Annotated in this window: 21 protein-coding genes; 11 read left to right on the forward strand and 10 right to left on the reverse strand. The window is 61.6% G+C overall.

Annotated elements, in window-relative coordinates; all coding sequences use genetic code 11:
- Window positions 1-303: 303 nt before the first annotated feature.
- Both J1M87_RS29350 and J1M87_RS26550 read left to right on the forward strand, forming a co-directional pair.
- Window positions 304-1,551, forward strand: a complete 1,248-nt coding sequence (locus J1M87_RS29350; protein ID WP_206492678.1) for a DUF2786 domain-containing protein — start codon at window positions 304-306, stop codon at window positions 1,549-1,551.
- 20 nt (window positions 1,552-1,571) lie between these two features.
- A complete protein-coding gene (locus tag J1M87_RS26550) occupies window positions 1,572-3,188 on the forward strand; it encodes an AMP-binding protein (protein ID WP_206492679.1) in 1,617 nt (538 codons plus the stop codon).
- 9 nt (window positions 3,189-3,197) lie between these two features.
- Here J1M87_RS26550 and J1M87_RS26555 read toward each other — a convergent pair whose 3' ends face one another.
- Window positions 3,198-4,793: an ABC-F family ATP-binding cassette domain-containing protein gene (locus J1M87_RS26555; protein WP_241257497.1), complete on the reverse strand. Its 1,596-nt coding sequence runs from the start codon at window positions 4,791-4,793 to the stop codon at window positions 3,198-3,200.
- Window positions 4,794-5,156: 363 nt separating this feature from the next.
- Here J1M87_RS26555 and ehuB point away from each other — a divergent pair, with 363 nt between their 5' ends.
- From ehuB to ehuA, 4 genes are read left to right on the forward strand one after another with little or no spacing between them, the layout of a single operon-like run.
- Complete coding sequence (ehuB, locus tag J1M87_RS26560) at window positions 5,157-6,047, forward strand: ectoine/hydroxyectoine ABC transporter substrate-binding protein EhuB (protein ID WP_206492680.1); 891 nt, start codon at window positions 5,157-5,159, stop codon at window positions 6,045-6,047.
- Window positions 6,048-6,071: 24 nt separating this feature from the next.
- Window positions 6,072-6,803, forward strand: coding sequence for an ectoine/hydroxyectoine ABC transporter permease subunit EhuC (ehuC, locus tag J1M87_RS26565; protein WP_206492681.1), 732 nt, complete (start codon window positions 6,072-6,074; stop codon window positions 6,801-6,803).
- Window positions 6,800-7,444 carry an ectoine/hydroxyectoine ABC transporter permease subunit EhuD gene (gene ehuD / locus J1M87_RS26570; protein ID WP_206492682.1) on the forward strand — a complete coding sequence of 215 codons (645 nt, stop codon included), beginning with the start codon at window positions 6,800-6,802 and terminating at the stop codon, window positions 7,442-7,444. The genes ehuC and ehuD overlap by 4 nt, the downstream gene beginning before the upstream one ends.
- Before the next feature lie 19 nt (window positions 7,445-7,463).
- On the forward strand, window positions 7,464-8,225 hold the full coding sequence (gene ehuA, locus J1M87_RS26575) for an ectoine/hydroxyectoine ABC transporter ATP-binding protein EhuA (RefSeq protein WP_206492737.1): 762 nt from the start codon (window positions 7,464-7,466) through the stop codon (window positions 8,223-8,225).
- Between the two features lie 18 nt (window positions 8,226-8,243).
- On the opposite strand, the gene J1M87_RS26580 is transcribed toward ehuA, so the two are convergent.
- Together J1M87_RS26580 and J1M87_RS26585 are read right to left on the reverse strand one after the other, a co-directional pair.
- The gene (locus tag J1M87_RS26580; protein WP_206492683.1) at window positions 8,244-8,945 is read right to left on the reverse strand and encodes an aminoglycoside 3'-phosphotransferase; all 702 of its coding nucleotides are present in this window, start codon (window positions 8,943-8,945) and stop codon (window positions 8,244-8,246) included.
- On the reverse strand, window positions 8,942-9,619 hold the full coding sequence (locus tag J1M87_RS26585) for a vancomycin high temperature exclusion protein (protein ID WP_206492684.1): 678 nt from the start codon (window positions 9,617-9,619) through the stop codon (window positions 8,942-8,944). The genes J1M87_RS26580 and J1M87_RS26585 overlap by 4 nt, the downstream gene beginning before the upstream one ends.
- A 351-nt stretch (window positions 9,620-9,970) precedes the next feature.
- Between J1M87_RS26585 and J1M87_RS26590 the strand changes: the two genes are divergently transcribed.
- The gene (locus J1M87_RS26590) at window positions 9,971-11,341 is read left to right on the forward strand and encodes a dicarboxylate/amino acid:cation symporter (RefSeq protein WP_206492685.1); all 1,371 of its coding nucleotides are present in this window, start codon (window positions 9,971-9,973) and stop codon (window positions 11,339-11,341) included.
- A gap of 57 nt (window positions 11,342-11,398) precedes the next feature.
- Here J1M87_RS26590 and J1M87_RS26595 read toward each other — a convergent pair whose 3' ends face one another.
- The 3 genes from J1M87_RS26595 to J1M87_RS26605 form a co-directional block, all read right to left on the reverse strand.
- Complete coding sequence (locus tag J1M87_RS26595; RefSeq protein ID WP_206492686.1) at window positions 11,399-11,677, reverse strand: hypothetical protein; 279 nt, start codon at window positions 11,675-11,677, stop codon at window positions 11,399-11,401.
- A 132-nt stretch (window positions 11,678-11,809) separates the two neighbouring features.
- Window positions 11,810-12,388: a DUF3558 family protein gene (locus tag J1M87_RS26600; protein ID WP_206492687.1), complete on the reverse strand. Its 579-nt coding sequence runs from the start codon at window positions 12,386-12,388 to the stop codon at window positions 11,810-11,812.
- Window positions 12,389-12,452: 64 nt separating this feature from the next.
- Window positions 12,453-13,142, reverse strand: coding sequence for a DUF998 domain-containing protein (locus tag J1M87_RS26605; protein ID WP_206492688.1), 690 nt, complete (start codon window positions 13,140-13,142; stop codon window positions 12,453-12,455).
- Window positions 13,143-13,252: 110 nt separating this feature from the next.
- Between J1M87_RS26605 and J1M87_RS26610 the strand changes: the two genes are divergently transcribed.
- Together J1M87_RS26610 and J1M87_RS26615 are read left to right on the forward strand one after the other, a co-directional pair.
- The gene (locus J1M87_RS26610) at window positions 13,253-13,594 is read left to right on the forward strand and encodes a helix-turn-helix domain-containing protein (RefSeq protein ID WP_206492689.1); all 342 of its coding nucleotides are present in this window, start codon (window positions 13,253-13,255) and stop codon (window positions 13,592-13,594) included.
- A 45-nt stretch (window positions 13,595-13,639) separates the two neighbouring features.
- Window positions 13,640-14,083 carry an SRPBCC domain-containing protein gene (locus J1M87_RS26615; RefSeq protein ID WP_051047991.1) on the forward strand — a complete coding sequence of 148 codons (444 nt, stop codon included), beginning with the start codon at window positions 13,640-13,642 and terminating at the stop codon, window positions 14,081-14,083.
- A 61-nt stretch (window positions 14,084-14,144) separates the two neighbouring features.
- On the opposite strand, the gene J1M87_RS26620 is transcribed toward J1M87_RS26615, so the two are convergent.
- Window positions 14,145-15,161 carry an SMP-30/gluconolactonase/LRE family protein gene (locus tag J1M87_RS26620; RefSeq protein WP_206492691.1) on the reverse strand — a complete coding sequence of 339 codons (1,017 nt, stop codon included), beginning with the start codon at window positions 15,159-15,161 and terminating at the stop codon, window positions 14,145-14,147.
- 107 nt (window positions 15,162-15,268) lie between these two features.
- Window positions 15,269-15,529 (reverse strand): LuxR C-terminal-related transcriptional regulator, encoded by a 261-nt coding sequence (locus J1M87_RS26625; protein ID WP_206492692.1) that lies wholly within the window; start codon window positions 15,527-15,529, stop codon window positions 15,269-15,271.
- 173 nt (window positions 15,530-15,702) lie between these two features.
- On the opposite strand from J1M87_RS26625, the gene J1M87_RS26630 reads away from it, so the two are divergent.
- Window positions 15,703-16,950: a TetR/AcrR family transcriptional regulator gene (locus tag J1M87_RS26630; protein WP_206492693.1), complete on the forward strand. Its 1,248-nt coding sequence runs from the start codon at window positions 15,703-15,705 to the stop codon at window positions 16,948-16,950.
- Between the two features lie 201 nt (window positions 16,951-17,151).
- On the opposite strand, the gene J1M87_RS26635 is transcribed toward J1M87_RS26630, so the two are convergent.
- A complete protein-coding gene (locus J1M87_RS26635) occupies window positions 17,152-17,655 on the reverse strand; it encodes a hypothetical protein (RefSeq protein WP_206492694.1) in 504 nt (167 codons plus the stop codon).
- A gap of 114 nt (window positions 17,656-17,769) precedes the next feature.
- Here J1M87_RS26635 and J1M87_RS26640 point away from each other — a divergent pair, with 114 nt between their 5' ends.
- Entirely contained in the window at window positions 17,770-19,251 is a 1,482-nt protein-coding gene (locus tag J1M87_RS26640; protein ID WP_206492695.1) for an SAM-dependent methyltransferase, read from the forward strand.
- Here the strand turns inward: J1M87_RS26640 and J1M87_RS26645 are convergent.
- On the reverse strand, window positions 19,235-19,477 hold the full coding sequence (locus tag J1M87_RS26645; RefSeq protein WP_374222428.1) for an ArsR/SmtB family transcription factor: 243 nt from the start codon (window positions 19,475-19,477) through the stop codon (window positions 19,235-19,237). The genes J1M87_RS26640 and J1M87_RS26645 overlap by 17 nt on opposite strands.
- Window positions 19,478-19,559: the final 82 nt, after the last annotated feature.

Below are 19,559 nucleotides of genomic sequence, written 5' to 3' on the forward strand. Positions count from 1 at the left end.
CCCACCCGCGGCCTGGATCAATGCGCCCGCCAGTCACCACCCGAGCGCTCAGCAGTGTCGAGTCGACGGCACCGCCCACCGCCGCTGCTGTTCCGACCCTTCCAGCGAGTCTCGGACTGCTGTCGGTCGAAGAACTGCTGAAGATGCTCGACCCTCGCTGACATGTTCGAATAACGTGTCGTACCCCTCCCCTACTCTGCGATTCACCGAAAAGTTCGGGGGCCACACCGGGGGAACGTGGAGGGGACAACGATGGGTCGTACAGATGTGGATAGCTTTCTCGAGTACACGCAGGCTACGAATGTGCGCGCGGATTCCGAACCGAACGAATTGCTCGACAGGGGAATCGGTTTCGCCCAGCTGGGGTCGTCGGCCAAGGTAATGACCCAGCTGATCGCAGATCGCCTGTCCGCCGCGGACGAGATCAACCGTGCTGTGTCGGTGCACGATCGCGCGGCGAAAATACTCGACGATGCTCTCGACGCGGCTTTCGAGAACGGTTGGCAGCCCGCCGAACTGGTACACGTGGCGCGTCAGAGCGCGGGAGGGGACGGCGCCGTGGTCATGATCGAGGCGATCGGCTCTCATGCAGCACGAAGCTCTGCCGACAGGCTCGCTCCGGATTCCTGGCGAGATCAGTTGTCCGAGCTCGGCGTCGAATCTGCAGGCGGCACGTCCGCCGACCGACTTCGGCGATGGCGTTCGCGCATCCGGCGAACATCGGCACACTCGTGGTACACCTTGTTGCTCGTACTCGGTTGCGCAACATGGTTGTTACCCCTCGAGACACTCCTGCCCCCTCCCGCTCGGTGGACATCGAAGACGTCCACCGGTCCGCGGCAGGAGGCCGACTCGAAGATGCTCGGGAGAATACGAGGGTTACTGGCCAAAGCCGAGTCGACGCAATTCCCCGCCGAGGCCGAGGCGTTCTCTGCCAAGGCCCAGAACCTGATGACGCGCTATGCGATCGACAGCGCTCTCCTCGATACGGGGAATCCTCGCAGCCTGATCGACGATGTCATCAGTCGTCGCATCATGGTGAGCAATCCGTACTCGAAAGCCAAACTGCTTCTACTGCACAGCGTGTGCACGGCCAACGGTGCCAGAACGGTATGGACGAAGAAGTACTTGCTGGCGACCGTGATCGGTATGCCCGTCGATCTCGATCTCTGCGAGCTTCTGTACACCTCGTTGCTGGTTCAATCGGCGCGCGCACTCGACGAGGTCGCCGACTCCCCGGGCGCGCGGACACGCAGCTTCCGTAATGCGTTCTTGATCGCATACGCCCATCGAGTCGGCGAACGATTGCAGGACGCACGCAGGCGAGCCACTGCGGCGGCAACACAACAACACGGGTCGGCTCTGGTGCCGATCATGGCGAAGCGATCCGATGCAGTGGACCGTGTCTACGCTGCCAGGTACCCATCGACGAAAACCATGAAGTTCGGCAGCGACAATGCCCAGGGCTGGCTTGCGGGCCGGACCGCCGCCGAACGCGCGGACCTGACCGGTGGGCGCGAACGTATCGACAAACCCGATCTGGCCTCGTAGTGCGCGCTACATTGGCTGACATGACCGGTCTGGATACTCCGTTGACGCCACTTCGCTTCCTCGAACGCGCTGCGGAGGTTCATCCCCACAAAACCGCCGTCGAGGATGGTCCGCGCACCTTCACCTACGAACAGTTCGCAGCCTCCGTCACCCGGCTCGCGCACGCGTTGCGCGCCTCGGGCGTGGGCCATGGCGATCGGGTGGCCTATATCGCCTCGAACTCGGCCGAGCTGCTGTTCGCCCACTACGCGGTGCCGCTGGCCGGCGGTGTTCTGGTCGCGATCAACACCAGGCTCTCACCGGACGAAGTTCGCTACATCTGCGATCACTCCGGTTCGGTTCTGTTGGTCGGAGATTCGGCACTGCTGGCCGGGCTCGGAACCGATCCCATCGCAGATTCGGTCACCGAGATCGTCGAGACTCCCTCGGTGGACGGCACGTACGACAAGCTGCCGCACACCACTCGCTACGACGCTTTCCTCGAACGCGGCTCGGACGAGCCGGTGGCGTGGGAGGTAGACGACGAGACCTCGACCATCACGATCAATTACACCTCGGGCACCACCGGCCGACCCAAGGGCGTGATGTACACCCACCGCGGTGCGTACCTCAATTCGCTGGGCGAACTGCACCACCAGGGATTCGACATCGATACCCGCTACCTGTGGACACTGCCGATGTTCCACTGCAACGGTTGGTGCACTACGTGGGCGGTCACGGCTGCGTCCGGCACGCACGTCTGCCTTCGTGGAGTGCGCGGGGACGCGATCTGGTCGGCCATCGACGACGGCGTCGACCATCTTGCCGGTGCACCGACCGTACTGACCACTCTTGCCACTGCAGCGCAGGCACATTCGCTGGATCGCCCACTGACCATCGTCACGGCGGGTGCTCCCCCGAGCCCGACGATCATCGGCAAGATTCGTGCTCTCGGGGCCACCCTCGTGCACGTGTACGGTCTCACCGAAACCTACGGACCGTACTCGGTGTGCGAGGCCAAACAGGAGTGGCTCGAACTCGCCTCCGACGAGCAGGCGCAACGGCTGGCCCGGCAGGGAGTCGGCATGCTCACTGCCGACCGACTACGCGTGGTGCGCAACGAGCCCGGTCCCGGTGGAGCACTGATCGATGTCGAACACGATGGCGTGGAAATGGGCGAAATCGTCATGCGCGGCAACAACGTCATGAAGGGCTACTACAACGACACCGCCGGCACGACGCAGGCCTTCGCGGGCGGATGGTTCCATTCCGGAGATCTCGGTGTGATGCACCCGGACGGCTACGTTCAGCTCCTCGATCGCGCCAAGGACGTCGTCATTTCCGGCGGTGAGAACATCTCGACGATCGAGGTGGAACAGGCACTGGCCAGCCACCCCGCTGTCGCCGATGTCGCCGTGATCGGCGTACCGGACGACAAGTGGGGAGAGCGACCCAAAGCCTTCGTGGTGCTGGCACCGGGCGCGGACGCATCCGAGGCCGATCTCGTGGCGCACGTGAAATCGGCCATCGCCTCGTACAAGGCCCCGCGCAACGTCGAGTTCATCGTCGAATTGCCGAAGACCTCGACCGGCAAGATCAGGAAGAAGGAACTGCGCGATGCGGAGTGGGGCACGTCCGCGTCCAAGATCAACGGGTAGCCCACAACGTCAGGCCATCTGCACGCCGGCGATTTCGGTGACCCCGCCCTTGCCGTCGAAGGACAACTGTCGAAACGCGACCTTCTCGACGAAGAACCTGTCGTGGCTCACGAGGATCACCGCGCCGGGAAACGCCATCAGGGCACGTTCGAGCACCTGGGTGCTCTGCAGGTCGAGATGGTTGGTGGGCTCGTCGAGCACGATGACACCCGCACCGAACAGCAGGCACTGAGCCAGAGCAACTCTCGCTTTCTGTCCTCCGGACAGCACTCCGATCTTCGATTTGAGATCCATCTCGGAGAACTGCAGCAGCGTCAGGAAGCGGTGGACCTCCTTCTTGGTCGCCGTCAGCGCGAGGCTGCCCGGCATCGCGTTGACCGAATGCGAAAGGGTGTCGTCCAGGTCGAGATCGGCCAGCACCTTGTTGTAGTAGATGAAGGCAGGAGCCTTGGTCTTCCATTTGATCTTGCCGGCGTCCGGTTGCTCGGCACCGACCAGAATGTCGACGAGGGTTGTCTTTCCACAGCCGTTGGGCCCTGTGATGGCGATGCGGTCTCCGCGATGCACGGTGAACGAGATGTTCTCGAAAAGCCGGTGCTCGCCATAGCTTTTGGCGATTCCCGACACTTCGGCCAGGTCGTCGTGCACGTGCAGTCCCCCGTAGATGGCGGTGACCACCGTGTCGACCGGTCGTGGGCTCTTGCTCTTCTTGATGTTGGCCAGTCGGCGTTTGAGAACGCCGCTGGGATTCTTCACCGCTTCCTTGCGGTCGCTGATCGCTTCCTGCTCGTAGGCCAACAGCTGTTGTTCGTTGCTGAATTCACGTTCGAGGCTCTTGAGTCGAAACTGCTTCTGCTGCACGTATTCCGAGTAGCTCCCGTCGTAGGTCTGCAGGTGATGGTTCTCGATTTCGACGATGCTGGTGACCACCTGTTCGAGAAATGCGCGGTCGTGTGAAACAACCAGTAGCGCACCGCGGAAATCTCGCAACCACCGTTCCAGCCACGCGATCCCGGCAACGTCGAGGAAGTTGGTCGGCTCGTCCAGAAGCAGGACGTCCGGTGCGTCGATCAGGATCTTTGCCAGCGCCGCGCGGTTGCGCCAGCCGCCGGAGAGCCGATCGACGGGCAGTTCGCGTCGCTCGGTGTCGAAGCCGAGCATCGACAGCACCGTGTCTATTTGCTGGTGGTAGGTCCATCCGCCTGCGTTCTCCATGGCGTCGAGTAGTTCGGCCTGGCGGTCGACGAATTTGTACATCTGCTTCTCGTCGAGATCGCCGCCGAGTGCCGACTCGACTTGCGCCAACTCGGCCTCGATCTCGTGCACCGCGCCGAACAAGGACTCGAGCTCTGCCTGGATGCTGCTGTTGCCGTCGAGTTCGGAGAATTGCGAGAAGTACCCGATGCGCGCGCCCTCGGTGACGTCGACGGTCCCGGTGTCGGGGGCCTCGCGTCCGAGCAACAACTGCAGCAGGGTCGTCTTTCCGGTTCCGTTCCGTCCGATGAGACCGATGCGGTCGCCGTCGGCGAGGCGGAAGAACACCTCTCGTAGCATGACCTTCTGGTCGTAGCCCTTGGCTACGTCGTTCAAACGGATCCAGCTCAAGCGTTCACATCTCCTGCAGACGGGTGGGTTCGCGCGTGGTGTCGAACCCGACCGCTCACTCTATCGTCGCCGCGTTCGGTGCTCGATTCGCTGCATCCTGCCATCGTTATAGTTTCGTTTTCCTTTACTGTTTCATGCCCTCTGGTCTGGTGTTTTCGGGATGAGCACCACTATGCGATGCCTGTGTGCAGCGCATTTGCCCAACGGGGTCGTGATTGCCCGTGCTACGTTCAAATGCGGTAAAAGAAGCAGCAACGATATATAGAGATCGTCTACCGGCCCGGCGTGCTCAGCTGCGGTCACTTGATCCGCCTCTGCACTGCAGGTCCGGTCCAACGACACGTGACCGGAAGGCCTCGACCCATGGCACATACTGTGCTGAACACTGTCTCCACCAAGAAAATCGCCAGTTCCATTGCAGGCGCAGCCCTCGTCGCTGCCAGCCTCGCGGCGTGCACTTCCACATCCAACTCGGGCGACGAGAATCACCTCCAGTCGCTGCAGGACGCGGGCACCATCACCGTCGGCGTCGCAGGTGAGGCTCCGTACAGCTACGAGGACAACGGCCAGTTGACCGGTGCCACCATTGCCTTGCACCGGGAAATCTTCGGCAACCTCGGGATCGACAACGTTGAAGGCGTCAACACCGATTTCGGCGCGTTGATCCCCGGACTGCAGGCCAATCGCTTCGATGTGGTCAGCGCTGGAATGTCGATTCTTCCGCAGCGTTGCGAGCAAGCAGCGTTCGGTGATCCCGAGTTCAACTACACGACCGCGCTGATGGTTCCGACGGGCAACCCCGCGGGGCTGACCGACATGCAGTCGGTCAAGGACAGTGGCCTTCGCCTGGCCACCATGACCGGTGCCATCGAGTCCGATTACGCTCAATCGCTTGACATTCCGAGCACTCAGGTTGCCTCACCACAGGACGGTATGGACGCCGTGACATCCGGGCGAGCCGATGTCTTCGCGTTGACGGCCATCTCGTTGAACTGGATGAAGAACAACAACCCGACGGCTCCCGTTGACGTCACCGAGTCCTTCGTCGCCGAGATCGACGGAGTACCGCAGGTGGGCGCGGGTGCGACCGTCTTCCGCACCGACGACCAAGAACTCCTCGACGCCTACAACGAGGAACTCGCCAAGATCACCTCCGACACGGACAAGTACCTGTCCATCGTTGGTGAATACGGTTTCACCGCAGAGGAACTGCCGGATCCCGAGCTGACCACCGCGAAGCTCTGTGAGGGCTGAACGACGCCGGGTGGCTGACTACTCGTGAACGACAATATCGAGGCCTTCCTGGATTCGTGGCCGCGAATCCAGGAAGGGATCCTCACCACTGTTTACCTCACGCTCGGCGGTGCGGTACTCGCCTTCGCGCTGTCGCTGATCCTGGGCTTGGCCGCGAGCAACCGTCACTTGTACGTCCGCGGTCCGGCGCGCGTCGTGGTCGAGTTCTTCCGCGGAACATCGCTACTGGTGCAGCTGTTTTGGCTGTTCTACGTGATGCCGTTGCTGGGATTCCAACTCGATTCGATGTTCTGCGGAATTCTCGCTCTCGGCTTGAACTACGGTGCCTACGGTGCCGAGGTCGTCCGCGGTTCCATCTCGGCAGTGGCCAGGCCGCAGTGGGAAGCTGCACTGGCACTGAACTTCTCGGCCTGGCAACGCCTGTATCGAGTTGTGTTCCCCCAGGCCTGGGTCCAGATGATCCCGCCGCTGACGAACCTGCTGATCCAGCTCCTCAAAGGAAGCGCACTGGCGAGTTTCATTCTGCTACAGGACCTCACGTATCAGATCGAGCAACTTCGACGCGGAACCGGCGACACTTTGTTCGCCTTCGGCATCGGGTTGGTGCTGTACTTCATCATCGCGTACATCCTCACCTTGTTCATGAATGTCCTCGAAATCCGTGCGAAGGGACGGCTCGGTGTCGGGCCTTCGCTACGTGAAGTACTGAGCCTGCGCCCGGAGAAGGTCAACGAGAACGTGGGGGTGGGACGATGAACGGACATTGGAGTTGGGAGCGGGCATTCGATTCGCTCCCCTTCCTGCTCGACGGTTTCAAGATCACGCTGCTCGCCACCGTGCTCGGATTCGTTCTCGCGGCGGCTCTCGGTCTGTTGATCGCTGTGGTGCGGCACGCAGGACCGAAATTCATCACCGTTCCGCTGCGGATGGTCACCGAGTTCATCCGGTTGACGCCGTTGATCGTGCAACTGCTGTTCGCCTACTACTTGCTGCCGCAGTTCTCTGCCCTGCAGATCGGCATCACCGTCCTCGGTATCCACTACTCGACATACATGGCCGAGGTATACCGTGCGGGAATCGATGGGGTACCCACCGGACAGTGGGAAGCTGCGCGCGCGCTTTCGCTGCCCAGTTCCAGGACCTGGCGGGCCGTGGTTCTTCCACAGGCAATACGTAGCACAACGCCGGCCCTGGGAAATTACGCGATTTCGATGTTCAAGGACACGCCGTTCCTCTTCGCGATCACCGTCGTCGAAATGGTCACTGCTGCGCAGCAATACGGCGCACGCACCTTCCAATACCTGGAACCGATCACCATGGCGGGCGTGATCTTCCTGCTCGCAAGCTACCCGACATCGATTCTCATCAGAAGACTGGAGAAGTCCCTTGCCTACTGACGATTCGGCGAGCGCACCGATGATCAAGTTCGAGAAGGTCGTCAAGCAGTTCGGCGATCATGTGGTACTCGATCACCTCGATTTCCAGGTCCGCCGCGGCGAACGCGTCGCGCTGATCGGGCCCAGTGGCTCCGGTAAGACGACGATCCTGCGCCTGTTGATGACCATCGAGAAGGTCAACGACGGCGTCATCTGGATCGAGGACGAGCCGCTGACTCATCAGCGCAAGGGCGAGAAACTGGTCGTCGCCTCGGAGAAGCACCTACGCAAGGTGCGCACGAGAATCGGCATGGTGTTCCAACAGTTCAATCTGTTCCCCAATATGACTGTGCTGCAGAACATCACCGAAGCACCGATCCACGTGCTCGGAAAGAGCAAGTCCGAGGCAACCGATCGCGCCCGCGAGCTGCTCGAGACGGTGGGGCTGGCGGACAAAGAGAATGCGCACCCCACCAAGCTGTCCGGTGGTCAGCAACAGCGCGTGGCCATCGCCCGAGCATTGGCGATGGATCCGGACATCCTGTTGCTCGACGAGGTGACCTCTGCACTGGACCCCGAACTCGTCGCCGACGTCCTCGATGTCCTGCGCACGATCGCCGAGACCACCGACATCACGATGCTCATCGTGACGCACGAGATGGGCTTCGCCCGCGATGTCGCGGACCGAGTCCTGGTGTTCGACGAGGGCAAGATCCTCGAAGAGGGCCCGCCCGCCCGGATCTTCAGCGATCCGCAGGAGGAACGCACTCAGCGATTCCTCAAAGCCGTTCTCGCAGAATGACGAACGCGTAACGGTGGGCTAGGTCGACTGCCACAGCCACAAGTAGTAGTCGAGGCGATCCTGATCGAGGTCGACGCCGTAGGCGTCCAAGAATGCCGCACAATAGTTGCGGCCGTAATTGAACTCGGTGCTCCAGATCGCTGGTGCGAGGTCTGCCCAACGGTCGGCGACCCCCATGGTGCCCATGTCGACGTGCGCCGCCCACGAGCCGTCATCGGCGATCAGGGTATTGGGCATGCACGCGTCGCCGTGACACACGACCAGTCGATCGATCGAGGGTGATTCGGTCGACAGGTCACGATCGCCGATCCGAGAGACCACAGACCAATCGAACGGGCACTGCGCGACGGGTACGTCGTCGTGGAACGCTCGAAGTCCCGTTGCCGCTGCGCGAACCGCAGCTGCAGGATTCGACATCCAGCGATCGGCGACCGCGTTCTGCCACGGAAGGGCACCTGTCACCATCCAGGACCCTTCGGAGTCCGAACCGTGTTCGATCACTTTCGGAACTGGGGTGTAGCGAATCACCCAGTCCAGGCGTCGCCGCTCGTCATCGAGATCGATCGCGGATTCGGCCGGCGTCCATTTGACGTATCGCGTCGAGCCCAGGCGAAATGTCGTACCACCCAACTCGTTCGACCACACTGGCTCGATGTCGGCGGTACCGGCCAATTCCCGCACGGCGTCGGGGATCGCGACCGCTCCGTCCGGCACACTCATCGGCCCGTGACGACCGACAGTGAATCGACGGGCGGGGACACGATCACCGGGTCGCGTCCCGACCACAGATCCAACACCGCTTTGGGACGCGCCAACAACTCTCGCGCATAGTTGCGGACCACCGCCAAGGTGTTGCAGTCGATGCACTCGGCGGTGACTCCGTCGATCTCGAGATCCATGTCCTCGCACAACGCGACTGCGCGCGAGACGTGCAGGCGCTGACTGATGATCAACCCTCGTTCGACACCGAAGGTCTCTTTCGCTCGGGCGCACGTGTCGTAGGTGTCGATGCCGTGATCGTCGCCGATGATCACCTCGGGATCGATTCCGTGCTCGATCAGATAGCCGGTCATGGCTTCGATCTCATTGCCGGAGTTACCGTCTGCGTCTCCGGAGACCAGGATCGCTTTGATCTTTCCGGCCGCCATCAACGCAATCGCGGTGTCGAGACGACCCGCCAGAAACCGCATCGGCTTACCGTCACGCACCTGCGCACCGAGAACAATGGCCACCGGTGCGTCCGGCGCATCGTCGACGTCGTAGACCTTTCCCGCCGTTGCATACGCAACCCATCCCGCCGATGCCGCGATGATGGCGACCAACGCGGCGACAAGCGCACACAGGGCACGAACGAGGCGTCCGGCCACTGATCGGGGCTTCGATTCGGTACTCATGATCTCGATTCGTCGGCGACAAGAAACTTCAAACTAACGCACTCGGATGGCGTCGGATCGACGCAGCACAGCACCCATACCGATTCCACAGTGAATCCTCAGAGCAGAGAATCCTCAGAGCAGTGAACCTTCAGACCAGGACCTGCCCGCCAGCACATTTCAGCGGCGGAGTACCGTCTGATCGGTGAATCCGCTGCTGACCTCTCGACGTTATGTCGACTTGCGTCTGCAAGCCAGCGCTACCTGTTGACGGTTCTCTAGACCGCGCTCCCCTCCGTTCGGCCTATGCGCCGACGTGCGTCTCTGTCGTCCACCTTCGACGACACCTCTCCCCTTTCGAAAGGCATACCCATGTCTGCGCCCAGCGCTACCCGAACCCGCCGTGTCCCCACCTGGGCAAACGCGTTCGGTCCACAGATCGTTGCCGGCCTCGTACTCGGAGTCATTGTCGGGCTCATTGCCCGCTCGATGCCCGAGGCCGCCGACGGCAACGAAAACTGGTTGGTCGGCACTCTCTCGACAATCGGTTCGAGCTACGTCAAACTTCTCACCGTCGCAGTGATCCCGCTGGTGTTCACGGCGATCGTCAGTTCGATCGCCAACCTACGGGAGGTCGCGAACGCCGCCCGCCTCGCTATTCAGACGCTGCGGTGGTTCGCCATCACGGCCTTCATCGCCGTCATCATCGGCATCGTGATCGGGCTGGTCGCACAGCCCGGTTCGCGTACCAGTGCCGGTATGGACTCGGCGAAGGATCCGTCCAGTGTCGGCTCCTGGTGGTCGTTCGTCACTGGACTGGTGCCGAACAACTTTCTTGCGCTCGGAGCAAAGACCTCCGTTGCGGAGAGCGGTGCCGCGACCACGTCGTTGAGTTTCAACATCCTGCAATTGCTGGTCATTGCCGGAGCGATCGGTATCGCTGCACTCAAGGTGGGCAAGAAAGCCGAACCGTTCCTCGCGTTCAATGCGTCGCTGCTGGCCATCGTGCAGAAGGTGCTGTGGTGGATCATTCGTCTCGCACCGATCGGCACCGCAGCACTCATCGGGAACGCGGTGGCGACGTACGGCTGGGACGCCATCGGTTCGCTCGGTGTGTTCACCGTGTCGATCTACATCGGTCTGGCGGTTGTGTTCCTCGTGGTGTATCCGATGATCGTTCGCGCCCATGGCCTTTCGGTGCGCAACTTCTATTCGGGTGTGTGGCCGGCAACGCAGTTGGGCTTCGTATCGCGCTCGTCCATCGGTACTCTGCCGCTCACCGAGCGTGTGACTGAGCGCAACCTCGGAGTGCCGCGTGAGTACGCATCGTTCGCGGTGCCGCTGGGGGCGACAACGAAGATGGATGGGTGCGCGGCGATCTATCCCGCGATCGCTGCGATTTTCGTGGCTCAGTTCTACGGCATCGGGCTGACCATCACCGACTATCTGTTGATCATCGTGGTGTCGGTGATCGGTTCTGCGGCGACGGCCGGAACAACCGGTGCGACGGTCATGCTCACGCTGACGCTGTCGACTCTGGGATTGCCGCTCGCCGGTGTCGGTCTGTTGCTCGCAGTGGAACCGATCGTCGATATGGGTCGCACCGCCGTCAACGTCACCGGCCAGGCGTTGGTACCGACCATCGTCGCCAAGCGCGAGGGAATCCTCGACCTCGAACGCTACAACGCTCCTCGGAACGGTGATCCGTTCGTCGACGAGGACGAAGTGGAACTTGCTCGCTAGCAACATATCTCCGTAGACGATTCCTGCCGACCGTGTACCTGGGTCGTCGGGAATCGTCTATTTCGGAGGTATCAGCGCCTCGACTGCCCTGGCGGTGTCGGCATCCGTGGCCTCGACGCTCGCGAAATAGTGTCGAAAGAACTCCCGCATCGTCTTGATGATCTCGATCTGTTGCTTGATCGCGAAACGGGCGGAGCCTTGTTCACCTGTGGCCATCCGCGTGAATTTTGCCTGAAGCTGTTGGGCGGAGTCGAGGTCTCCCCAAGACTCCGGCCATGCCAAAGAAGCCGTCATCTCGAGCATGCGGTCGAGCTTTGTCAGGTAGTCGGCGCACACCGCGTCACACCGCTCTGCAACTCCCGATTCGACTTCGAGTTCGCCCGCCGCTGCTCGATCCCGGAGACCACGCCAGTGGTCGAGGTTTTCATGCAACCGGTAAGGCTCCAACGTGATCAGCAACCCTCTCGTCTACTTCGGGAAGAACGATTCCAAATCGGCTGCATGACGATTGACCTCGGCGCATGCATCTCCCTCCAATTCGCGTGACCCCTTTTTTTGAAGGTCGAGAACGATCAACCCACCATCTGTCCCCAGAGCAACGGCGCAACCAAGGAACTGCAATTCATCTGCGTGCCGCAGTTGTGCTGCGTTTCGACCAGCCACATCCAAGTCCGAGACGCGGACGAACGAAGGACTGCGTAGCAATTCCTCGATGGACTCCATCGACGACAGAACGGCAACGTAGTACCAGCTGTTCTGCGCAGCCCCATCCCAGGTGCACCCTTTCCACCCGGGGTACGTTGTAATCCCAGCGAAGTCCGCCCTCTCCGTGCTCACGTCCAGCCCGCTTGCTGTCACCGCGTCCTTGGGGATGGTGCACGGATCGAACGGCTCCCCCGGACCCGATGCCACAGCCGTTGTCGCTGTCCCAGAAGTCGAAGAACTCCCACTCGCGATCGGAACCCCCTGCGTCGAGGACCCGCAGCCCGCCAGCAACAGCGCCGAAGCACACGCCGCCGCAAGTCGACGCCCACCCACAACCCGCATTCGTTCAACCTCTCGAGACAGACGTCACTGAAAGGTTGGACGCGACAGGTGCCCGGTCGGTTCCCTATGCCGGCTGGGAGGCTTTGATCTCCTGCGACTCGACGGCGGCAGAACGTCTGCGTTCCGCGGCCCGCACCCACAGGGCCAGTGAGATCAGGGCAATGACTTCGGCGACGACCAGCACCCGCTCCACGTATCCCAGAGTGACCACCCGGTACCAGGGTCGCGGGCCGGTGGCACCGACCGCCAGGGCGTACGCGATAGGAAGCAGCGTCACCAGGGACAACAGGCTCAGTGCCAGGGTGATTCGGGCGCGGAGCGCCCACACAGCGTCACGAATCCATGGACGCGAGAACGCAATCACCGCGATGGGAATGCTGGCGAATGCCACAGCGGCCCCGATCCGGTGAATCGCCCCACCGACGCTCAGCGACGCGTCGTTGGCCCAGTCCTGCTTAGGCACGGCCACCACCGCCACGAGCCCGACTGTCCAGAGCACCAAGCAGATCGACGCCGTCGCTGTGGGTCTTGTGAGGCGCTGCCGCAGAGCGGCAACAAGAGTCAGTGCCGAGCCCAGAGCTAGTAGAGCGACTCCGATCGAGAACACCCACTGCTGTGCGCCGAGTCCGTATTCGCTGATCGTGCGACGCAGATGCGAGGGCGTCTGCCATGCGGTGTGGATATCGAGAATCAGCACCACGAGAGCACCCAGCACAATCAACAGCACGCCGATCCTGGCTGTTCGAATCTGCACGCTGCCTCCGCCCGATGGAACGACGACGGTCGCCGTCCGTACTCCATGTTGCCCGAAGAATCGATCGGCGCTCTTGACCGAACTTGCACACCCCGCTAACGTACAACCATATGGTTGTAGATGAGCTGAGTGACGCCGAGGTCGATCGCCTGTTCCAGGCGTTCGCGGACACGACGCGTCGCGACATCGTCGCCAAGGTCACTATCGGCGAACAGTCGGTCTCGGAATTGGCTTCTCATTACGCCATGAGTTTCGCCGCTGTACAAAAACACGTTGCGGTTCTCGAACGCGCCGCGGTGATCACCAAGCACAAGCGCGGGCGGGAGCAGATCGTGCGAGTTCGACTGGACACTATCGCAACAGCCCGTGCATTGCTCGACCACTACGAGGATATCTGGCGACACCGAGTCGACCGCATCGACGATCTTCTTTCCCAGAACCAGAAAGGCTGAACAATGCCCTACATCAGCTCACACAGGGATGCAAAGAACTTGACCATGGTCGTGCTCGCAGAGTTCGACGCGACCGTCGAACGGGTCTGGCAGATCTGGGAGGACCCACGCCAGCTCGAGAAGTGGTGGGGCCCGCCCAACTGGCCGGTCACCTTCGAGACCCATGACTTCAGGACTGGCGGACGCGCTGCGTACTACATGACCGGACCTGACGGTGAAAAGATCTGCTACTGCTGGGTTTTTACCGAAATCACTGCGCCGTCGTCGCTGAGCTTCGACGACAGATTCACCGACGAGGGCGGCGACCCGTCGTCCGAGATGCCGACGATACACACAGCCGTGACCATAGACAGAGCTGACGCAATGTCACGGATGACGATCCGAAGCCGCTTCGATTCCCTCGAACAGCTCGAAGAACTCGTCGCGATGGGCATGGAAGAGGGTACGAGGCTGGCTATCGGCCAGATCGACACCATCCTCGCCGATTGATCGTTGTGCGCGGAACTTCGTTCTCTGTTACGAACTTCCGCGCACATGCGGCGAAGCCGCTCTACTTCGGAACGGAGCTCACGGTGAACGGCTCGACGGGCTCTTCCCCACGCTTGTCGAACTGACTGTTCACTACGAGAAGTCGACCATCTACTGCTGCAACGGTTGTCGGGTAGGCGAACGATGCGTCGGTGATCTCGCCGGTGACCACGCCTGCTCTTCCGTCGTCGTCGAGATCGACCTGTGCGATGAGGCCATCTCTGTTGCGGACGACGTACAGGGTGTCGTCATCCATCTCGAGCCCGTCGCCGTTGGCGAGCGTCGCACCGCCGAGGTCCACTTGCGTGACTTCCTTGCTCGTCTTGTCGATGCGATACAGGTTGCCGGTGCTGGACTGCACGACGATCAACGCAGATTCGTTGTCGTTCTCGACGATTCCGTTGGCATTGAATCCCTCGCCGTAGACGAAGGGGGTCCCGTCGAAGTTCACGAATGTCTCCAGCGAACCGTTCCGCGTGCCTGCCGTCATCTGCTCGAACGGGATCCGGTACAGCGCCGGATTCCGTGAGTCGGTGACATAGGCATCGCCGTTGTCGGCAATCGCAACGTCGTTGAGGAACGTCGCATCAGCACCGAGACCATTGCCAAAGGTGGCCACCAGATCGCCGGAATTGGCGTCGTAGACCCACACCTTGCCCGTGGCTCCTCCGGCGATCACCAGGTAGTCGGCGCGATCGTCGTCGTCGGTGACGTCGACTCCTGCGGCACCGGTCCGTCCATCCGCACCGCCGGGCAGAAACACCGACACATCCGGGGATCCGACGGTTCCGCGGAACACTGCACCATCGGATGTCGAGGTGACATAGAACGTGTCGTCGGCGGCCGTGATGCCCTCGGGGAACACGTCGCTGCCCGGCAAGTTGTAGACGATGGCGCTGCTCGGGTTCGAGGTCGTCGACGATGCCGATGCCCGAGTGGTGTCGTCCGTGGGCGGCGGTGTCGATTCTGAGGACCCGCAGGCGCTCAGGACCAGCGTGGTGGCAGCAACAGCAGGGACGATTCGGGAGACTCGGTTCACACGCTCGAGTGTTCCATATGTCTCATTTTTCGGTCGTAATCCCTGGTAAACGGCTGCATGTCACCGTCGAGAAGATGCCGGTCGTCGCCTCGGGCCGCGGTAGGTACTCACAACTCGTCGATATCGATGAATCCGTCCTGAAGGGCACGCACCAGCAACGTCGCCTTGGTCGGTGCGCTCCGCCCCACCGCGTCGTACTTGGCCCTGATGCGAGTCAGGTGTGTGTTGACGGTTCCCATCGAGAGATAGAGCGAGCGCGATGCCTCCGCTTTGGAGTCGGAGATGAGCCAGGCGGTGAGTACTTCGATTTCACGGGCACTGAGCCGTGGGTCGGGTGCGTCGCCGACGCGGATATCGAGAACTGTCATGGACATCCTTGACTTCGGGCACCACCGCTGTCCCGGTGGCGCGAACACCGCCAATGACACCGCACTTACGCTGCTGCGTCACTCCGAGGAATGACCTGGATTGCTCTCACCTGAGAGTGAATACTTTCACTTCCGCCGACACGGTTGATCTCACCTCGGTAAAGTCCGCCGCTATGACCGACCTCGATGCGACCGCCACCCACTTCGTCGAGGCGGGTATTGCGTTGTTGGTCGCGCAGCCGCAGAAGATTCTCGAACGCGGACTACGAATCGAGGACGTCGTCCACGAGGCCGACTCGTCGACTGCGACGTTCTTCAGAAAATTCGATACCAAAGCCGACTTTCTCGCCGCGGTCGTCGAGCATCTGTCCCGAACTCCTCCACCCACGGATGTTCACGACACCGTTCGAAACCAGATGACGAACAGCAGCGGATCGATTCGGGCGGCGGTGTCGGCTCTCGTCGCGCACTACTATTCGGCAATCATCGATCGGAAGGGCAGCACAGCGACTCTTCTCGATCATGTTTTCAACGGACCTGGTTCCGCAGCACTGGGTGGTAGCTACCGCGTTCGAGACGATGCCGTGTTGGAGGCCTTCGAGGCACTGTTCGATCCCGACGGTGGAACCTTCCGCCGTCCCTTCACGGCTCGATCGTTCGCGGTGACGGTCAATGCCGTGATCGACGGCTTTCGCATCCGCAGTCGGGTGGACGCTTCGTCCGTATCGGCCGATGTGATGTCCGACGCGGTCCTCGCCTTCCTCGGGGCCGTCGTCGACACGTCGGGACATCATCAACACCTCGATGATGTCGTGAAGCAAGCCGGTGTACCGGTCGAGACGCGGCCGCTCCCTCGCGATCCGCGCGCTGCAATCGTCACTGCCGCGCGCGACGAGTTCGGAAAGCGCGGCTACTTCATGACGCGAATGGACGACGTCGCCGATATCGCAGGAGTGCCGAGGGCAGCGTGCAAGACACTGTTTCCGACCAAGCCGTCGGTCATCGTTGCAGCACTGCAGAACCGATTCGACGGCCTGCGCGAGTCGGTTGCCGACGACCAGTTGCTCGGCCTCGCCGAGCTCACGATTCTGCACAATCACATGCTGCGGTGCGCGCAACTCACCGCCGATGAACTCGAATTCATGGACGCTCTCCTCGTCGCCGTCGCGCACGACACCTACGGCGAGCCGGAGGGACTCATCTCGATCAAAGAGAAGCTCAACCTACCGGCGATCATCGCACCGGTCATTGCGCGAGGGCAGGACACCGGCGTTTTCCGAACGAGCTCGACCCCATTCGATCTCGCGGCAGGCATCACCAACACGCTGCTGATGAGGTGCTTCACCCGTCGGCAGAACAGCCCTCAGGACAACGCGAGGTTCGTCGGTGAACTTCTCCTCGACGGACTCAGCGCGCGCTGAGCATCGACCGACTGCGTGCTTTCGGACATGCCGAATTCCGTCGGCGAACCGCTCGCGTGCAGCGAGGATGTCGCCTGACGGCCACACCCAGCACGATTAGCAAAACGAATGGTATGAATGTTGCGCGACATTCGTCGCAATCGCTAACAACGCGAAATTCATTGTGCTGCAGGCACTCCCTGATTCAACTCTTCGCCTGAGTCAATCCTTCGGAACGCGGTACCGGCCACCTTTGACGATGTACACCACGTATCCCAGTATGGCCAGCATGTACAGCCCCGTGGGTACGGCAAGTGCCCAGACGCTGACCGAGTCCCCTGTCGTCGCACCCGCAACGCCGGTGATCCAGGCGAGCAGCAATGCCGTTCCCGCGCCGATCCACTCGAGGTCCTCGGCCATCTTCCGGTTCAGTTCGGGTCGATTCTCCGCAGCAGTCCAGTACTCGTGCACGGTCCGACTCGGCAGATTAACCATGGACGCCGGAATCTTGGGAAACCACCACGCTGTGCTCGCGAATAGTCCCACCAGCGCGAATCCGATGCCGCCCATCGTGAGCAGGAAGGATTGTTTCGACTCCGTGCGGTCGACCTGACCGGATCCGTCGAAGTGTGCGGGCACGTGGTCCCCCGCTGTGACGGCGAGCCAGGTCAGGGCACCGATGAACACCAGAGTCGACAGGACCAGGGCTACACGAGAATGCTTCATCGACCTCTACGTTAGCGCCTGCGGCGGTGGTGTGCGCCGCGCCTGGGAGTCGCACCCCAGGCTATGCTCCGGTGCCACGGACGGCACCTGTCCGCACCACTGCCGGAGGCACCGATGCCCAACAACGAGTTCGGGGATTTCCAGACCCCGATCGAGTTGGCGCGCGCGTTGGTGAGCGCATTGCCTCGACGACGGTGGGCTCGGGTCCTCGAACCCACGTGCGGCGTCGGGAACTTCCTGTCGGTCATCGGCGAACAGCACCCCGGTGCCGAACGCGTCGGAATCGAAGTCCAGCCCGAGTATGCGGCGGCCGCATCGACATTCGGCAGGGTGGTCACCGCCTCGATCTTCGATTTCGATCTGGCTCGCGATATCGCGTGGATGTCGGAGCCGGGCCCGATGCTCGTCGTCGGCAACCCACCGTGGGTGACCAACTCTCAGCTCTCCGTCCTGGGCTCGAGCAACAGACCAGCTCGCGCGAACACCGACAACGTCCGTGGTATCGACGCGATCACTGGCAGCTCGAATTTCGATATCGCAGAATACATCTGGGTCAAACTTCTCACCGAGTTCAGCGACCGGCCGGTGACCATTGCGATGATCTGCAAGACCCAGGTGGCTCGAAACATTCTGTTGCACTGCGCTCGACGGCAGCTTCCGGTGACCGGTTCGAGCCTACGAATGATCGATGCGAAGAAGTGGTTCGCCGCGGGAGTCGATGCATGCTGGTTCAGCGTGGAACTCGGGCCGGGCATGACCGACTACACGGCGCAGGCATTTCCGAGCATCGATGCGTCACAACCGGACAGCAGAATCGGAGTGGTGGACGGGCAACTCGTCGCGGATGTCGACGCTTACGAGCGAAGCAAGCACTTCGACGGCCCAAGTCCTCTGATATGGCGTCAGGGCATCAAGCACGACGCGTCTGCCGTCATGGAACTGACCGAAAACAACGGCCCACGAACCAAACTGGGAACCGGTGTGGACATCGAAGCCGACTATCTGTATCCGCTGTTCAAATGCACCGACGTCTATCGCGACAAGCTCAGCGCGGTGTCGCGGTGGATGATCGTGCCGCAATCTCACACCGGTGACGACACCGCGCAGTTGGCGGACAGTGCGCCGAAGCTGTGGAAGTATCTGACCGACAACGCGATCGCACTCGATGGTCGAAAGTCGTCGATCTACCGAAATCGCGCTCGGTTCTGCATCTTCGGCGTCGGGCCGTACACGTTTGCGCCGTACAAGATCGCAATCTCCGGATTCCACAAGGTTCCGCAGTTCAGAATGGTCGGCCCGTACAACGGCAAACCTGCGGTGTTCGACGACACTACTTACCTCCTGCCGTTCGAGGACGCTACGGCCTGCGCAGTCGCCTATGCGCTGCTGACCGGCCAGGAGTCCACCGATCTCATTGCTGCACTGGCATTCTGGGACAGCAAACGGCCGGTGACGAAGAAGCTACTGCAACGCATCGACCTGAGCGCCATCGCCCGCGCGAGCGACCGGCGCACGCTGCGCGAGCGGGCACTGGCTGCGAACTCTTCCATCGACGCGGTCGATCAAGCGATCGACCGCTTCACAAGTCGGTCTTGATCGTTTCTGCCACCCGGTCGAGGAATTCGTCGTTGCGTTTGTAGTGCACCCAGGGGCCGATCTTGGTGCTTGTCACCAGCTGTGCGCGTTGCAGCACGGCCATGTACTGGGAGGCGGTGGATTGGGAGACACCCGCCCTCGACTGAATGTGTTTGAGGCACACTCCCACGTCTTCCGCGGGTTCGAGCTGGGGCGGGAAATCGCTGGGATCCTTGAGCCACCGCATGATCGCCAATCGCGCGGGGTTGCTGAGCGCACCGAACACTGCGGTGAGCTCTGCGGGGTCCAGTTCGTCAGCCACCGGTCCA

The sequence above is a fragment of the Rhodococcus sp. KRD162 genome (genome assembly GCF_017168335.1).
GTDB lineage: Bacteria > Actinomycetota > Actinomycetes > Mycobacteriales > Mycobacteriaceae > Rhodococcoides.

Bases quoted from the DNA above. Each gene is read 5' to 3' on its own strand.
- ehuA (WP_206492737.1), top strand. From the start codon at position 7,464: ATGATCAAGTTCGAGAAGGTCGTCAAGCAGTTCGGCGATCATGTGGTA.
- J1M87_RS26615 (WP_051047991.1), top strand. From the start codon at position 13,640: ATGGTCGTGCTCGCAGAGTTCGACGCGACCGTCGAACGGGTCTGGCAG.
- J1M87_RS26645 (WP_374222428.1), bottom strand. From the start codon at position 19,477: ATGCGGTGGCTCAAGGATCCCAGCGATTTCCCGCCCCAGCTCGAACCC.
- J1M87_RS26635 (WP_206492694.1), bottom strand. From the start codon at position 17,655: ATGAAGCATTCTCGTGTAGCCCTGGTCCTGTCGACTCTGGTGTTCATC.
- J1M87_RS26630 (WP_206492693.1), top strand. From the start codon at position 15,703: ATGACCGACCTCGATGCGACCGCCACCCACTTCGTCGAGGCGGGTATT.
- J1M87_RS26600 (WP_206492687.1), bottom strand. From the start codon at position 12,388: ATGCGGGTTGTGGGTGGGCGTCGACTTGCGGCGGCGTGTGCTTCGGCG.
- J1M87_RS26625 (WP_206492692.1), bottom strand. From the start codon at position 15,529: ATGACAGTTCTCGATATCCGCGTCGGCGACGCACCCGACCCACGGCTC.
- ehuD (WP_206492682.1), top strand. From the start codon at position 6,800: ATGAACGGACATTGGAGTTGGGAGCGGGCATTCGATTCGCTCCCCTTC.
- J1M87_RS26580 (WP_206492683.1), bottom strand. From the start codon at position 8,945: ATGAGTGTGCCGGACGGAGCGGTCGCGATCCCCGACGCCGTGCGGGAA.
- J1M87_RS26610 (WP_206492689.1), top strand. From the start codon at position 13,253: ATGGTTGTAGATGAGCTGAGTGACGCCGAGGTCGATCGCCTGTTCCAG.
- J1M87_RS26585 (WP_206492684.1), bottom strand. From the start codon at position 9,619: ATGAGTACCGAATCGAAGCCCCGATCAGTGGCCGGACGCCTCGTTCGT.
- J1M87_RS26640 (WP_206492695.1), top strand. From the start codon at position 17,770: ATGCCCAACAACGAGTTCGGGGATTTCCAGACCCCGATCGAGTTGGCG.
- ehuB (WP_206492680.1), top strand. From the start codon at position 5,157: ATGGCACATACTGTGCTGAACACTGTCTCCACCAAGAAAATCGCCAGT.
- J1M87_RS26550 (WP_206492679.1), top strand. From the start codon at position 1,572: ATGACCGGTCTGGATACTCCGTTGACGCCACTTCGCTTCCTCGAACGC.
- J1M87_RS26590 (WP_206492685.1), top strand. From the start codon at position 9,971: ATGTCTGCGCCCAGCGCTACCCGAACCCGCCGTGTCCCCACCTGGGCA.